At 68.2% G+C, this 15,514-nt stretch carries 10 protein-coding genes; 7 read left to right on the plus strand and 3 right to left on the minus strand.

Features of this window, described 5'->3' with window-relative positions; genetic code table 11:
* Positions 1 to 2: 2 nt before the first annotated feature.
* The gene (locus ASF32_RS13095) at positions 3 to 1,622 is read left to right on the plus strand and encodes an AMP-binding protein (RefSeq protein WP_056429069.1); all 1,620 of its coding nucleotides are present in this window, start codon (positions 3 to 5) and stop codon (positions 1,620 to 1,622) included.
* A 3-nt stretch (positions 1,623 to 1,625) separates the two neighbouring features.
* On the opposite strand, the gene ASF32_RS13100 is transcribed toward ASF32_RS13095, so the two are convergent.
* Positions 1,626 to 2,126 carry an Rrf2 family transcriptional regulator gene (locus ASF32_RS13100; protein ID WP_056429073.1) on the minus strand — a complete coding sequence of 167 codons (501 nt, stop codon included), beginning with the start codon at positions 2,124 to 2,126 and terminating at the stop codon, positions 1,626 to 1,628.
* Positions 2,127 to 2,224: 98 nt separating this feature from the next.
* Between ASF32_RS13100 and hmpA the strand changes: the two genes are divergently transcribed.
* Entirely contained in the window at positions 2,225 to 3,466 is a 1,242-nt protein-coding gene (hmpA, locus tag ASF32_RS13105) for an NO-inducible flavohemoprotein (RefSeq protein WP_156467803.1), read from the plus strand.
* A gap of 23 nt (positions 3,467 to 3,489) precedes the next feature.
* On the opposite strand, the gene ASF32_RS13110 is transcribed toward hmpA, so the two are convergent.
* Positions 3,490 to 4,164 (minus strand): hypothetical protein, encoded by a 675-nt coding sequence (locus ASF32_RS13110; RefSeq protein WP_056429080.1) that lies wholly within the window; start codon positions 4,162 to 4,164, stop codon positions 3,490 to 3,492.
* 149 nt (positions 4,165 to 4,313) lie between these two features.
* Here ASF32_RS13110 and ahcY point away from each other — a divergent pair, with 149 nt between their 5' ends.
* From ahcY to addB, 5 genes are all read left to right on the plus strand, one after another.
* A complete protein-coding gene (ahcY, locus tag ASF32_RS13115; protein WP_018042100.1) occupies positions 4,314 to 5,714 on the plus strand; it encodes an adenosylhomocysteinase in 1,401 nt (466 codons plus the stop codon).
* Positions 5,715 to 6,028: 314 nt separating this feature from the next.
* Complete coding sequence (locus tag ASF32_RS13120) at positions 6,029 to 8,608, plus strand: PAS domain-containing sensor histidine kinase (RefSeq protein WP_056429083.1); 2,580 nt, start codon at positions 6,029 to 6,031, stop codon at positions 8,606 to 8,608.
* Between the two features lie 173 nt (positions 8,609 to 8,781).
* Positions 8,782 to 10,386: a tRNA (adenosine(37)-N6)-threonylcarbamoyltransferase complex ATPase subunit type 1 TsaE gene (gene tsaE, locus ASF32_RS13125; RefSeq protein WP_156467804.1), complete on the plus strand. Its 1,605-nt coding sequence runs from the start codon at positions 8,782 to 8,784 to the stop codon at positions 10,384 to 10,386.
* A gap of 166 nt (positions 10,387 to 10,552) precedes the next feature.
* Positions 10,553 to 11,296 (plus strand): nucleotidyltransferase family protein, encoded by a 744-nt coding sequence (locus tag ASF32_RS13130; protein WP_056429086.1) that lies wholly within the window; start codon positions 10,553 to 10,555, stop codon positions 11,294 to 11,296.
* Between the two features lie 23 nt (positions 11,297 to 11,319).
* A complete protein-coding gene (gene addB / locus ASF32_RS13135) occupies positions 11,320 to 14,439 on the plus strand; it encodes a double-strand break repair protein AddB (protein WP_056429089.1) in 3,120 nt (1,039 codons plus the stop codon).
* Between the two features lie 93 nt (positions 14,440 to 14,532).
* Here addB and dmeF read toward each other — a convergent pair whose 3' ends face one another.
* Positions 14,533 to 15,510 (minus strand): CDF family Co(II)/Ni(II) efflux transporter DmeF, encoded by a 978-nt coding sequence (gene dmeF / locus ASF32_RS13140; RefSeq protein ID WP_056429092.1) that lies wholly within the window; start codon positions 15,508 to 15,510, stop codon positions 14,533 to 14,535.
* Positions 15,511 to 15,514 lie beyond the last annotated feature (4 nt).

The raw sequence follows: 15,514 nt of genomic DNA on the forward strand, positions 1-15,514 counted from the left end.
CCGTGCTGAAACCGGCTTCCGATTACGATGCCCTGGTGTCGGGCTTCGCCTGGGACATCCCCGAGCGGTTCAATATCGGCGTCGATGTCTGCGACCGCTGGGCCGGGATCGAGCCGGGACGCGCGGCGATCCACGACGTCTCGTCCTCGGGGGCGGTGACGACGACGACATTCGGAGGCTTGCGCGAGGCGTCGAACCGCCTCGCGCAAGCCCTTGTTGGGCTCGGCCTGCGCCCCGGCGACCGCATCGGTGTGCTTCTGCCCCAATCGGCCGCCGTCGTGGTCGCCCATGCCGCCGCCTACAAGCTCGGCGCCATCGCCCTGCCGCTGGCGGGCCTGTTCGGCCCGGAGGCGCTGGAATACCGCCTGTCGGATTCCGGCGCCGCCGCGCTCATCACCGATGCGGCCGGATTGGCGAAGATCGAGGGCATCCGCCATGCCCTCCCGGCTCTGGCCCATCTCATCTGCCTCGACGGTGCCGTCGGCGGAGCCCTCGCCTATGCCGACCTGATCGCATGCGCTCAGGACCGCTTCACCGCCATCGACAGCCGGGCCGACGATCCGGCCCTGATGATCTACACGTCCGGCACGACCGGCCTCGCCAAGGGGGCGCTCCACGCCCATCGCGTGCTTCTCGGCCACCTGCCGGGCTTTGCCATGATGCACGACTTCCCCCCCAAACCCGGCGACCTGATGTGGACGCCGTCCGATTGGGCCTGGGCGGGCGGTCTCCTCAACGCGGTCCTGCCGAGCCTGCATCACGGCGTGCCGGTGGTGGCGCGGGCCACCGCGCGCTTCGCGCCGGAGACGGCCCTGGCGCTCATCGCCGAACTCGGCATCACCACGACCTTCCTGCCGCCCACCGCCCTCCGGATGCTGCGCGGCGTGCCCGACCCGCGCGGACGCTTCGATCTGTCCCGGCTCCGCAACATCGCCTCGGCCGGCGAGGCGCTGGGGCCCGAGACCTTCGAATGGGTCCGCAGTGAACTCGGCCTCACCATCGGCGAGGCCTATGGCCAGACCGAGTGCAACCTCGTTCTCGCCTCCTGCAAGACGGCCGGCATTGCGCGCGCCGGCTCCACCGGCCGCCCGGTGCCCGGCCACCGGGTGATGATCCAGCGCGCCGACGGCAGCGAGACGGCCATCGACGAGCCCGGCGAGATATGCGTCGCCCGGCCCGACCCGGTGATGTTCCTCGGCTACTGGAACCAGCCGGAGGCGACCGCCGCGAAGTTTCGCGGGGAATGGATGCTCACCGGGGACACCGCCCGGCGGGATGCGGACGGCTACGTCCATTTCATCGGCCGCGAGGACGACCTCATCACCTCGGCGGCCTACCGCATCGGGCCGGTGGAGATCGAGGATTGCCTCCTGCGCCATCCGGCTGTCGCTTCCGCGGCGGCGGTGGGCAAGCCGGACCCGCTCCGCACCGAAATCGTCAAAGCCTTCATCGTCCTGCGGGAAGGGATCGCCGCGAGCGACGCCCTGGCCGACGAGATCAGGGCCTTCGTCCGCTCGCGTCTCTCGGCGCACGAATATCCGCGCGAGATCGCGTTCCGCGAGTCCCTGCCGATGACGACTTCGGGCAAGATCATCCGGCGGCAGTTGCGCGACGAGGGCTGAGGCTCATCGACCGCGCTCAGGAGGGACCGGCGCGGTCGCTTCGATCGTCGGTGGCGCAATCACGCCCGGCGCTGGCAGGCCGAGGAGGAAGGCGAGATCGGGCGCGGCGCCCTCCGCGAGAAGATCGGCCAGCGTGTACCGGTCCAGCACCTCGAGGAAGGCGGCGAGGGCCTCGCCCAGCGCCTTCCGGAGGCGGCAGGACGGGGTGATCGCGCAGGCCCCGTTCGCGAAGCATTCGACGAGGGCCAGATCCTCTTCCGTCTGCCGCACCACGGCGCCGACCACGATCTCGGCGGGGGGACGGGCGAGCCGCAGGCCGCCGCCGCGACCGCGCGTGGTCTGGACGAGGCCGATCCGGCCGAGCTGATGCACCACCTTCGTGAGATGGCTCTCCGAGATCCCGTAGGCGCGCGCGATCTCGGCGATCGAACTCACCCGGCTCTCGTTCAGCCCGAGATAGATCAAGGTGCGCAGGGCGTAGTCGGTGTAGCGGGTGAGGCGCATTCCACCCTCCTACAGGGTTTTAAAGATACATTCCGCTTGCATCTTCTAAAACACATCGGCGATAAGGTTCATATGAAATGAACCTTTGGAGCCTGTCTTTGTCCCAGCCCCTGACGCCCGCCACCATCGCCCTCATCAAGGCCACCGTTCCGGCCCTCGAAGCCCATGGGCTCACCATCACGAAGCGGATGTACGAGCGCCTGTTCCGGGACGAGGCGATGCGCGACCTGTTCAACCAGTCGCATCACGGCGAGACCGGTTCGCAGCCGAAGGCGCTGGCCCTGGCGGTGCTCGCCTATGCGCGCCACATCGACGATCTCGGCGCGCTGAGTGGCGCGGTCGAGCGGATCGCCCAGAAGCATGTCGCCCTGAACATCCTGCCGGAACATTATCCCTTCGTGGCGGATGCGCTCCTCGGTGCGATCCAGGACGTGCTCGGCGATGCCGCCACGGCGGAGATCTGCGCCGCATGGGGGGAGGCCTACTGGTTCCTGGCGAATATCCTGATCGGCCGCGAGGCGGAGATCGCGCGCGACCTCGCACACAAGCCCGGCGGCTGGAACGGATGGCGCGACTTCGTCGTCGAATCGGTGACTGAGGAAAGCGAGACGATCCGGTCCTTCGTGCTGGTGCCGCGCGATGGCGGGCCGGTCCTGCGTCACGAGCCCGGCCAGTATCTCGGCATGCTCATCGACCTACCCGGGCAGGGCGTGCTCAAGCGCAACTACTCGATCTCCTGTGCGCCGAACGAGCGGGCCTACCGCATCACGGTCAAGCGTGAAGAGCGGCCGGGCGAACCGGCGGGGATCGTCTCCAACTGGCTGCATGCAGAGGCAAAGCCGGGCACTGCCCTGCGCCTCGCGCCCCCCGCCGGCGATTTCTTCCTCGACCGTTCGACCAAAACGCCTGTCGTCCTCGTCAGCGGCGGTGTCGGCCTCACGCCGATGCTGAGCATGCTGGAAACGCTGGTCGAAACAGGGGCCGACCGGCCGGTCTGGTACGTCCACGGCTCCATCAGCGGGCGTTTCCATGTGATGCGCGAGCATGTCCGTGGCCTGGCGGCCCGAGCGCCGAACATCGGGGTCCGGACGTTCTACGCCGTGCCGGAGGACGGAGACCGCCAGGGCATCGATTACGATGCCGACGGCCTGATCACGGCGGATTGGCTGGCACGGGAGACTCCGCTCACCGAGGCGACCTACTATCTGTGCGGCCCTAAGCCGTTCCTCGCCTCCCTCGTCCACGGCCTCGCCCGGCACGGCGTTCCGGCCGAGCGAGTGCGGTTCGAGTTCTTCGGCCCCGCCGACGAACTCGTGGAGGAGCCCCGTCAGGCGGCCTGAGATGAGGCAGGCCTCAGGACGAATCAGGGGCTGGGCGGGGCGGCCCCGTCCCTGGCTTCCTGCAATCGGCGAACCCATTGCCAGAACGGGTCGTCGCTCGCCTTGGCGAAACTGTCCGGCGGTGTCGGCACGATCTCCGAGACCGTCCTGGGGATCGTCACGCCGTAGGTCGTCGTCAGCCAATCCCGGAAGGGAGGATTGTCGGCCTCCATCTCGTAATCCGGTTCGTCCTCTGGCTCCGCCTTGGGATGCGCGAGTCCGGTCCCCAACTCGTTGTGCCCGATGGCCAGAAGCCGCAGGAAATCGAGCGGGGTCCGTCCGAGCACGCAGAGCCCATCTCCCTCGGAACCGAGATGGACGATGCGCTGATATCCGTCGTCATCGAGCCAGAAGGCCGCGTAGGAACCGTCCGCGCCGGTCCGGGCGAAGGGGATCAGGCGCGCGGCAGTGTCCGGGTTTCCGAACCAGCCCTCGGCATAGGAGCGGGCCTCGTCCTCACGCTCGACTCGGAACAGAACGACCGCGCCGCGGTAAGGCGCCTCCAGCGGCTGAAGCGTCCCGAACCTGTCGCCGGGCACACGCTGGCTTTCGTGCAGAAGGCCCCGCTCCTCGATCCAGTCGAACAGCGAGGCGATCTCCGGCGGCAGCGTGAAGCCGGCCGGCAGGCGCGCGCGCATCTCGTCGGTGAAGCGTCCCATCCGCTCTTTCCTTCCCATCCCGCTATCCCAATCCCAAACCGGCGTAGCCTGGAACACGTATAAAGACATCTTTATGTCTTGATTGCTTCGCGCCGGTTCGCCTGCTATAGGCCTCGCCATAACGAAGCGAGAGACGGAGAAGCGACCCCATGGCCCAGGATTACATCGTCAAGGACATCGGTCTGGCCGATTACGGCCGCAAGGAAATTTCCATCGCCGAGACCGAGATGCCGGGCCTGATGGCGACGCGCGAAGAATACGGTCCGTCGCAGCCGCTGAAGGGCGCGAAGATCGCCGGCTCGCTGCACATGACGATCCAGACGGCCGTGCTGATCGAGACCCTGAAGGCGCTCGGCGCCGACATCCGCTGGGTCTCGTGCAACATCTACTCGACGCAGGACCATGCCGCCGCCGCCATCGCGGCCGCTGGCATCCCGGTCTTCGCCATCAAGGGCGAGACGCTCACCGAGTACTGGGATTACACCTCCAAGCTGTTCGACTGGCATGACGGCTCGATGCCGAACATGATCCTCGACGATGGCGGCGATGCTACGATGTTCGTGCATCTCGGCCTCCGCGCCGAGAACGGCGACACCGCCTTCCTCGACAAGCCCGAGTCGGAAGAGGAAGAGATCTTCTTCGCGCTCCTGAAGAAAAAGCTCGCCGAGAAGCCCAAGGGCTGGTTCGCCGGCCTCGCCGATTCGATCAAGGGCGTCTCGGAAGAGACCACCACGGGCGTGCACCGCCTCTACAATCTCGCCAAGGAGGGCAAGCTGCTCTTCCCGGCGATCAACGTGAACGACGCCGTCACCAAGTCGAAGTTCGACAATCTCTACGGCTGTCGCGAATCGCTGGTCGACGGTATCCGCCGCGGCACCGACGTGATGATGGCCGGCAAGGTCGCCATGGTCGCGGGCTTCGGCGATGTCGGCAAGGGCTCGGCCTCTTCGCTGCGCCATGCCGGCTGCCGCGTGCTGGTCTCGGAAGTCGATCCAATCTGCGCCCTCCAGGCCGCCATGGAAGGCTATGAGGTCGTGACGATGGAAGATGCCGCGCCCCGCGCCGACATCTTCGTGACGGCGACCGGTAACAAGGACATCATCACCCTCGACCACATGCGGGCGATGAAGGACCGGGCGATTGTCTGCAACATTGGCCATTTCGACAACGAGATTCAGGTCGCCGGCCTGAAGAACATGCAATGGTCGAACATCAAGCCGCAGGTGGACGAGATCACCTTCCCCGACGGCCACCGCATCATCCTCCTGTCGGAGGGACGCCTGGTGAATCTCGGCAACGCCACGGGCCATCCGTCCTTCGTGATGTCCGCCTCGTTCACGAATCAGACGCTGGCCCAGATCGAGCTCTGGACCAACCCCGGCAAGTACGAACGCCAAGTCTACACCCTGCCGAAGGCCCTCGACGAGAAGGTCGCCATGCTCCACCTCGAGAAGATCGGCGTGAAGCTCTCGAAGCTCCGCCCCGACCAGGCCGCCTATATCGGCGTCTCCGAGAACGGCCCGTTCAAGCCCGACCATTACCGCTACTGATACCGCTTCCGGGAGCCGGCGCTGCCGGCCCCTTGTGAGCGACATCGAAGAAAGCCCGGCCTTGTGCCGGGCTTTTTTTTCGCCGCGGCGGCCGTGGCGCACCCGTGGCACAAGTGTGTCCTTTCTGCGCCGATGGCCGGGCAACCGATCGGCGACATGGTGAAGATAAGCTTAACCCTCTTCCGGCAGGATTCCGGCTCGCGCTAGTGTGGGGTGATTCCTCATCTGGAGGTAACCCCGCAGCCGCCTTTCGGGCGTCTGGCGGGATGGGCGCAACTGCGCCTCAGCGACGGTTCGTAGGGGCGGTACGTGTCATGAGGGTCGATGAAACGGCACGCCTGAACGGGCGTGTCGGCGCTGCCGTCGTCTCTGTCGCTGCCGGTGTGGCGGCGGGCGTCATGGTGGCCGGTCACGCCATGGCGGCGTCCGGCGAGGGCGCGGCCATGCCGTCGCCCACCGCCGCGACGCTCGGAGCCGGCTATGTCGGCGACCAATCCTCGTGGGTGATCGGCCTACCCTTGCACATGCACAATGCCACCGGCCTCGCGATCCTCATCGGCCTCATCATCTTCGCGACCATCCTGTCCCTGCTGCACCTGCGCGAGCGCGGACGCTGGACCCGGCGTGAGCGCGAACTCATCGCCGATCTCGACACCCTGCGCAGCTCCGAAGACCGGGCCGAGATGCTGCTCGGTGCCGAGCGGCAGGTCATCGTCACGTGGTCGGGGCGTGGCGAGCCCGTCATCGAGGGCGACCTCACCCTCGCCTTCGACGGCAACCGCGTGAAACCGGGTCCCGCCGGGCTGATCCTGGCTTTCGGAACATGGCTTCTGCCGGCGGATGCGGGCGCCATCGAAGCGTCTCTCGACGCTCTGCGCGAACGCGGCGCAGGATTCCGCATGACCGTCCGCGCCCAATCCGGACGGATCGTCGACGCGCACGGGCAGGCCCTGGCCGGTCGCGCCCTGCTGCGCCTGCGCGAGACCACCGAGGAGCATCGCGAACTCGCCGAATTGCGCGAAACGCTCGACGAGACCAAGCGCGGTCTCTCCGCCCTCGCGAACCTGCTCGACGCGATTCCCCAGCCGGTCTGGCGGCGCAACCGAGACGGCGGCCTCGCCTGGGTCAACACCGCTTATGTCGCCGCCGTCGAAGCCGGCAGCCGCGAGGCGGCGGTCGCCGAGGGGATTGAATTGCTCGACCGTCAGGCGCGGGATCTCATCGCCCGCGGTGAAGGCGACCGCACAGCGTCCGGGGGCAGGGCGGCAAAGCGACTCTCCGCGGTGGTGGCCGGCGGGCGCCGCATCCTCGACGTCACCGAGGCCGCCATCGATTCAGGCCGCGTCGGAATCGCCGTGGATGTCTCCGAATTGGAGAGCGTCCGCGCCGACCTGCAGCGCCAGATGGACGCCAATGTCCGCACCCTCGACCAGCTCCCCACCGCCGTGGCGATGTTCGATGCGCGCCAGCGACTGATCTTCCACAACGCCGCCTATCGCCAACTCTGGAGCCTCGATCAGGCGTTCCTCGATTCCGGCCCCCTCGACGGCGAGATCCTCGACCATCTGCGGGCAGCCCGGAAGCTTCCCGAACAGGCGGATTTCAGAGCCTGGAAGGCCGACGTGCTCGCTGCCTACCGCGCCGTCGAAGCCAGTGAGACCTGGTGGCATCCGCCGGACGGACGTTCGCTGCGCGTCGTCGCCGACCCGAACCCGCAAGGTGGCCTGACCTACCTGTTCGACGACGTCTCCGAGAACGTGAAGCTCGAATCCCGCTACAACGCCCTGATGCGTGTCCAGGCCGAGACGCTGGACACGCTGAAAGAACCGGTGGCGGTGTTCGGCGCGGACGGACGCCTGACTTTCGCCAATCGCGCCTTCTCGACATTGTGGCGCCTGGATCAGGAGACCCTTGGCGAGCGTCCGCGCGTGGATGCGGTGATCGAGGTCTGCCGGAGGCTCTCGCCGGACGAGGAGCCCTGGCTCGACATCCGTGGCGCCATCACTGGCCTCGAGAGCCGGGCGGGCCTCACCTGTCGTCTGGAGATCGTGGATGGCACGGTGCTGGATTGCGCCGCACAGCCCCTGCCGGAGGGAGCGACGCTGCTCACGCTCATCGACGTCACGGCCAGCGTGAACGTGGAACGGGCACTGACCGACAAGAACGATGCTTTGGAACGGGCCTCTCAGCTCCGCGACACCTTCGTCCACCACGTCTCCTACGAGCTGCGTTCGCCGCTCACCAACATCATCGGCTTTACCCAACTTCTCGGCGACGAGACCGTGGGCGCGCTCAACGAGCGCCAGCGCGAGTATTCCGACCACATCATGCGCTCGTCGGGTGCGTTGCTCGTGATGATCAACGACATTCTCGATCTCGCCTCGATCGATGCCGGCTCGCTCGAACTCGCCCGCGAAGTCATCGATGTCCGGGCGACCGTAGAGGCGGCCACTCGCGGCCTGGAGGATCGCCTCGCCGAATCCGCCATCAGCCTCGATCTCGACATGCCCGACGACATCGGCAGTTTCGTCGCCGACGGAAAGCGCGTGCGGCAGATTCTGTTCAACCTGCTCTCGAACGCCGTCGGTTTCTCCTCCCCCGGCCAACTGGTTCGGGTCACCGCCCGCCGGACTGAGTCGGAACTCACGCTCACCGTGCGCGACGAGGGCCGCGGGATGCCGGAAGACGTCGCCGCGCGGGTGTTCGACCGGTTCGAGAGCCGTACGCTGGGAACCCGTCATCGCGGAGTCGGCCTCGGCCTCTCCATCGTGCGCTCCTTCGTCGAGCTCCACGGCGGCCGGGTGGAGCTCGCCTCCAAGCCCGGCGGCGGCACCCGCGTGACCTGCACGTTTCCCGTGGACAATCCGGAGCCCAAGCGCGCGGCGGCGGAGTAGCCGCATCCGCGTCATCCCTCGTAAAAACGCGGCCGCGCGGATTGCGCCGCTGGCCCGGACGCGTCGCACCCCTTAGGGTACGTGACGATTTTGTTTAAGGATGCCCGCGTTAGATGAGCAGCCCGCCTTGCGTCCCGGCCATTCCATGGTCCGGCGTCGAGGCGGTCTAGCGAATGGCGCGGACGGAGGATGTGGCGGTGAGTGAGGACGGTTCGGGCGAGACCCGGCGCGAGACCAAACCCGCCTGGGCCTTTGTCCTCCCCGACGAGGGCGCGACGGAGGATCTCGGCCGCTTCCTCGCCGAATTCCTGCAGCCGGGCGACATCGTCGCGCTGTCCGGGGGGCTCGGTGGCGGCAAGACCACCCTGGCGCGGGCGTTGATCCGCGAACTCACGGGCGATCCGGAACTCGAAGTGCCGAGCCCGACCTTCACCCTGATCCAGCCTTACGAAGCGAAGAATGGCCGGCAGATCGTCCATGCGGACCTCTATCGCTTGCGCGGTCCGGACGAGTTAGTGGAGCTCGGCTTCGACGAGATGACCGATACGGCGATCACCCTGGTGGAATGGCCCGAGCGCCTCGGTCAGCGCGATGGCCCGATCCTGACCGTGGACCTGTCGCTGCGGCCGGAATTCGGCGAGGGCTCGCGTTTGGCCCGCATCGACGGCCAGGGCGAGATGCGCGCCCGCATGAAGCGCGCCCGCGCCCTGCGCGCTTTGCTCGACCGCAGCGGCTGGGACGAGGCGGAACGCATTCTCATGCAGGGTGATGCGTCCTCCCGGCTCTATGAGCGTCTGGTGAAGCCGGACGGGACCAAGGCCGTGCTGATGATTTCCCCGGCCCGGCCCGATGGCCCGCCGGTGCGCAACGGCAAGCCCTACAGCGCCATCGTCAAGCTCGCCGAGAGCGTCCACGCCTTCGTCGGCGTCGACCGTGGCCTTCGCGCCCTCGGCTTCTCGGCGCCCCGCATCTATGGCGAGGATCTCGACGAGGGCCTGCTCATCATCGAAGATCTCGGCTCGGAGCCGGTGGTGGATGCCAACGGGCCGCGCCCCGAGCGTTACGCCGAGGCGGTGCGCCTCCTGGCCAAGCTCCATGCCACCGAGCTTCCCGGGGTTCTCCCCGTCGCCGACGGCATCGACCACGTCCTGCCGCCCTATGATCTCGAAGCCCTGCTGTTCGAGACCGAACTCCTACCGGACTGGTACTGCCCGTCGGTGCGGGGTGCCTCGCTGCCCACGCCCGCCCGCTCCGAATTCGTGGCGCTCTGGGCCGAGGTCCTGCGCGGGGTCGAGCCGGAGCGTCCGACCTGGACCCTGCGCGACTATCATTCGCCGAACCTGATCTGGCTGCCCGACCGCGAGGGGCTGGAGCGCATCGGCGTCATCGACTTCCAGGATGCCGTCCTCGGCCACCCGGCCTACGATCTCGCCTCTCTGCTGCAGGACGCCCGCGTCGACGCCACGGCGGATTTCGAGCTGCGCCTGCTCGGCCTCTATGTGCGCGAGCGGCGCAACCGCGAGCCCGATTTCGACATGCAGGGCTTCGCGCGAGCCTATGCGGTGATGGCGGCGCAGCGCGCCACCAAGATCCTCGGCATCTTCGCCCGCCTCGACAAACGGGACGGCAAGCCGGCCTATCTGGCGCATCTGCCGCGGATCGAGGGCTATCTCGCCCGCAATCTCGCCCATCCGGCGCTCACCCGCCTGCGCCTCTGGCACCAGGAGCACCTGCCGCATCTCGTGAGCGAGGCGGCTCCGGACGAAGGCGAGGCCTGACGTAGCTCCCGCCCGATAGCCGGGGGGGGCGGGGCCGCGCTTTCGGGCTTGACCCGGGGAGCGAGTTCCCCACGATGCCGCCGCACCCGCTGGTGCTTCGCGATCATCGCCCCGGATGTCCCATCCGGGACGATGCCACAGCCCTCGCGCCCGAGACGCCGACGGAATGTCCGACAGCCCCGTGCCCGCCATCCATCAGGCCTTCGTCCTCGCCGCCGGCCTCGGCAAACGCATGCGTCCGATCACGGCGACGGTGCCCAAACCGCTGGTCGAAGTGGCCGGCCGCGCCCTGCTCGACCACGCGTTGGACAGGGCGGCGGAAGCCGGCATCATGGATGCGGTGGTCAACGTCCACTACCTCGCCGACCTGCTCGAAGGGCACCTGGCCCGCCGCCGCACCGCTCCGGCGATCCGGATCTCCGACGAGCGCGAGGCGCTGCTCGAGACCGGAGGCGGTGTGAAGAAGGCGCTGCCGCTACTCGGCGCCGCTCCCTTCGTCGTGCTCAATTCGGATTCGTTCTGGCTCGAAGGGCCCAAGCCCAATCTCGGCCGTCTCCTCGAAACCTGGGAGCCGGAACGGATGGACATCCTGCTCCTCGTCGCGCCGACGGCGACGAGCCTCGGCTACGAGGGCAAGGGTGATTTCGTGATGAATGCCGGTGGCGCGCTCCAGCGTCGCGGCGAGCGCGAGGTGGCGCCCTTCATCTATGCCGGTGTCGCCATCCTCAAGCCGGAGCTCTTCGCCGACACGCCGGAAGGTTCGTTCTCCCTCAACCTGCTGTTCGACCGTGCCATCGAGCGGGAGCGGCTGTTCGGCCTGCGCCTCGACGGCCAATGGCTCCATGTCGGCACACCGGAGGCGATCGAGGCTGCCGAGGCGCGGGTGAAGGCGAGCGCGCAGGTACAGTGACGCGAACCGATCGGACTGACGGAATGACAGAGTCCCACGTCTTCACGATCCCGCCCAGCGCCCCTTTCCTGCCGACCCTCGCCGAGGCGCTGATCTCCGGTCAGCTCGTGGGGAATGTCTCCGGCGATCCGTTCGCGCTGGCCAGCGTCACTCTCTATCTCCCCACGCGACGCGCCACGCGGGCGCTCTCCGCGATCCTGGCGGAGCGGGTCGGCAGCGCGCTCCTCCCGCGCCTGATCCCGTTGGGCGAGGCGGACGAGGCCGAACTCGACGTCGCCGCGAACCCCTTGCTGGAAGACGGCGCCGACCAGCTCGCCCCGGCGATGCCACCCCTGGAACGCCGGCTGATTCTCGCCCGCCTCGTCCAGGCCTGGGCCGAGACCATCGACCGCAAGCTTCTCCCCATGGGTGACGATGTCCCCTTCGTCGTCCCCTCCTCGCCGGCGGATGCGGTCTATCTCGCCTCGGATCTCGAGAAGCTGATGGACGCCCTCACCGTGGAGGGGGTGCCCTGGACCGAGATCGCCGGGGCGGTGGAGGCCGAGTACTCGCAGTATTTTGGCCTGACCCTGGATTTCGTGCGGATCGCCGCGGAGAACTGGCCGAAGATCCTGCATGACCGGGCCTTGAGCGATCCGGTGGCCCGCTCGCGCACCCTCATCCTCGCGGAGGCGACGCGGCTGCGGCGCGACAAGCCTGCGGATCCAGTCATCATCGCGGGCTCCACAGGGTCGGTGCCGGCGACAGCCAAGCTGATCGCCGCCGTCGCTGCCCTGCCGAGGGGCGCGGTAGTATTGCCCGGGCTCGATCTCGATCTCGACGAGTCCGGCTGGGACGCCATCGAGACGGGGGAGGGGGCGGAGCGTGAGATCGCCCACGGCCATCCCCAGGCCATCCTGCATCGCCTCCTCGGCCCCGGCTGCCTCGATCTCGACCGTGGCGCGATCGCCTCTCTCGGACAAGCGACGCCACAAGGCCGAGCACGGACGGCCCTGCTGTCCCAGGCCCTGCGCCCGGCCGAGACCACCGACGCCTGGTCGGACCTCACCGCCGATGAGCGGCGCGAGACCGCCGAGACCGGCATGGCGGGCATCGCGGTGATCGAGGCCGCCGACGAGCGCGAAGAAGCCCTCGCCGCCGCCATCGCGCTGCGCGAGACGCTGGAGACGCCCGGCGCCACAGCCGCCCTCGTCACCCCCGACCGCAACCTCGCCATACGGGTGGCGGCCGAACTCGCGCGCTGGGGGATCGTCGCCGAGGATTCGGCCGGCGAGGCACTCTCCGTCAGCCCGGCCGGGCGCCTGGCGCGCATGGCGGCCGAGATGGCGGCGGATTTGAAGCCGCATCGAGTGATCTCACTCCTGGCGCATCCGCTGGTCCACCTGTCGATGACGCGGGAGGAGGTCCGGCGCGGCGCGGCCGCTCTCGAGATCGGAGCCCTGCGAGGGCCGGCACCGGCTCCGGGATTCGACGGCTTGCGTCGTGTGCTCGCCGACCGGCGAAAGGCGACGGGACGCATCCCCCGCGCCCAGCGCCGCCTCACCGACATCGATTGGGACCTGGCGGCCCGGATCGTCGATGGCCTCGAACAGGCATTCGACGGATTCCTTCGCTCCGAGGAGGAGGGGAGCGCCGATCTGGTGGCCCTGGGGCGCAGCCATGCGGCGGTGTTCGAACGCCTGATCGCCCGGCCCGAGGGCGAGGACCCCGTGGAGGACAACTCGCTCTGTATCCTCGATACCCTGTTCGACGACCTGTCCACCTCGGAGCCCGGCCTCCTGCCGGGAATGCCTCTCGATTATCCGGCTTTCTTCACGGCGTTGGCGCGCGAGCGGGTGGTGGCCTGTGGCGGAGAGCGCCCCCATCCGCGCCTGCGCATCCTCGGCCTCCTCGAAGCCCGACTGCTCGATGCCGACCGCATCGTTCTCGGCGGGCTCGACGAAGGCGTCTGGCCGATGAAGACCGTCACCGACGCGTTCCTCAACCGGCCCATGCGCGAGCGCATCGGCCTCAATCCGCCCGAGCGGCGGATCGGGCAGACCGCCCATGATTTCGTGCAGGCGCTCGGCTGCCACGATGCCGTCATCACCCGCTCGGCCAAGCGCGAAGGGGCGCCGACGGTGCCGTCGCGCTTCATCCAACGGCTTCAAGCCTTCGCCGGCGAGGCCTGCTGGGACCGTGCCCGCGAGAACGGCCGGCGCTTCCTCGGCTATGCCGGAGCGCTCGACCGTGGGGAGGGGCCGGTCCCCCCGCGCCTGACCCAGCCGAAGCCGAAGCCCGACCCGGCCCTGTTCCCCCGGAGCCTCAGCGTCACCGAGGTCGAGACCCTGGTGCGCGACCCCTACATCATCTTCGCCCGGCACGTGCTCGGGCTCGATCCGCTGGAACCCGTTGCCGGCCGCCCCGGCGCCAGCGAGCGCGGAACGCTGATCCACGCGGTGCTCGGCGATTTCGCGCAGACCTATCCCGACGTCCTGCCGGAGGACGCGGCCGAGCGTCTGCGTGCCCTCGCCGATGACGAATTCGCCGAGATTCGGCAGGACTTCCCGGAACTCTACGCCGAATGGTGGCCGCGCTACGAGCGCCTCGCCGCCGAGTTCCTGGACTGGGAGACCGAGCGCCGTCCGGCCCTGGACCGGGTGCGGGCCGAAATGTTCGGCCGCTGGGCGCTTCCCATGGGCAAGGACACGTTCACGCTTCGCGGGCGGGCCGACCGGATCGAGCAGCGTCGCGACGGAACCGCCTGCATCGTCGATTTCAAGACCGGACAGCCGCCGAGCAACAAGGAAGTCTTCGCCGGTTTCTCACCCCAGCTCACCCTGGAAGCGGCGATGCTGAAGGCCGGCGCGTTCGACGGCGTGACGCGGACTCGTGAGACGCCGGATCTGCTCTACGTCCATGCCACTGGCGGCCGGAAGCCGTTCGAGCCGCTCGCCGTCAAGCCGCCGCGCGGCGACCCGCGCACCCTGAACGCCATCGTCGAGGAGCATGAGCGGCGGTTTCGCGGTCTCGTCGCCCGCTTCATGGCGGGGGAGGCGGCCTATGTCTCACGGCCCTACCCGAAATATGCCAGGTCCTACGGCGATTACGACCACCTCGCCCGCGTGCTGGAATGGTCGCTGGCCGGGGAAGGCGAGGGGTGAGGACGTCCTTCCTTCCCGAGAATGCAGACCCGAGACGATCGAGGGTGCTTTGATGTCCTGCCCGAGGAAATCCGCGAATCGCGGGAAGTGAGCCTAAGCGCGAATCTGTTCCGCCCCATGGTTCGGGCAGAGATTCGCCTCCACGGTGATGTGCGAGAGGCCTTCCAGATCGGCGAGCTTCGCCTTGTACGCCGCCGGTGCCTGCGGGTGGTCGGACACCAGCGAGACGATCAGCCCGGTATGGCCAGGGCCGAGGCGCCAGAGGTGGAGATCGGTGATCGTGTCGCCGTTCGTTTCCAGCCGCGTCCGCACGGAGTGGGCGAGATTCCGGTCCGGCACCGCATCGAGCAATGTCGCGCCGGCGGAGCGGATCAGGCTCCAGGACCATGCGACGATCACCGCCGCGCCGACCAGGCCCATGGCCGGATCGAGCCAGGCGATGCCGAGATAGCGGCCCGCCAGCAGGGCGGCGATGGCCAGCACCGATGTCAGCGCATCGGCCAGGACGTGGACATAGGCTGCCCGTAAGTTTGTATCCCCGTGATCGGCATGGCCGTGCCCCTCGTGATGGGCGTGATCGTGATCGTGATCGTGGTGATGTCCGTGGTCGTGCCCGTCGCCGTGAAGCAGCCAGGCGCTTGCGAGGTTCACGAGGAGGCCGAGGATCGCGATCGGCAGGGCTTCGCCGAAGGCGATGGCCTGAGGATTGCCGAGGCGCGTGAGACTCTCGTAGCCTATGGCGAGCGCGATCATGGCAAGGATGATGGCACTGGCGAAGGCGGACAAATCCCCGAGCTTGGCGGTGCCGAAGGCGAAGCGCGGGTCGTCGGCATGAAGACGGGCAAAGCGATAGGCCAGGGCGGCGATACCGAGCGCCGCCGCGTGGGTCGACATGTGCCAGCCGTCGGCGGTGAGGGCCATCGAGCCGAAGATCGTCCCGCCGACGATCTCTGCCACCATCATCGCCAGGGTGAGGCCGACGACGAGGACGGTCCGGCGCTCGTTGCGCGCATGCGATGTCCCGAGGAAATCGTGGCGGTGCCGCCAAGTCTCGATGCTGTGGCTGTGCATGAAC

Origin of the sequence: Methylobacterium sp. Leaf91 (assembly GCF_001422815.1) — a bacterium.
Classification (GTDB): Bacteria; Pseudomonadota; Alphaproteobacteria; order Rhizobiales; family Beijerinckiaceae; genus Methylobacterium.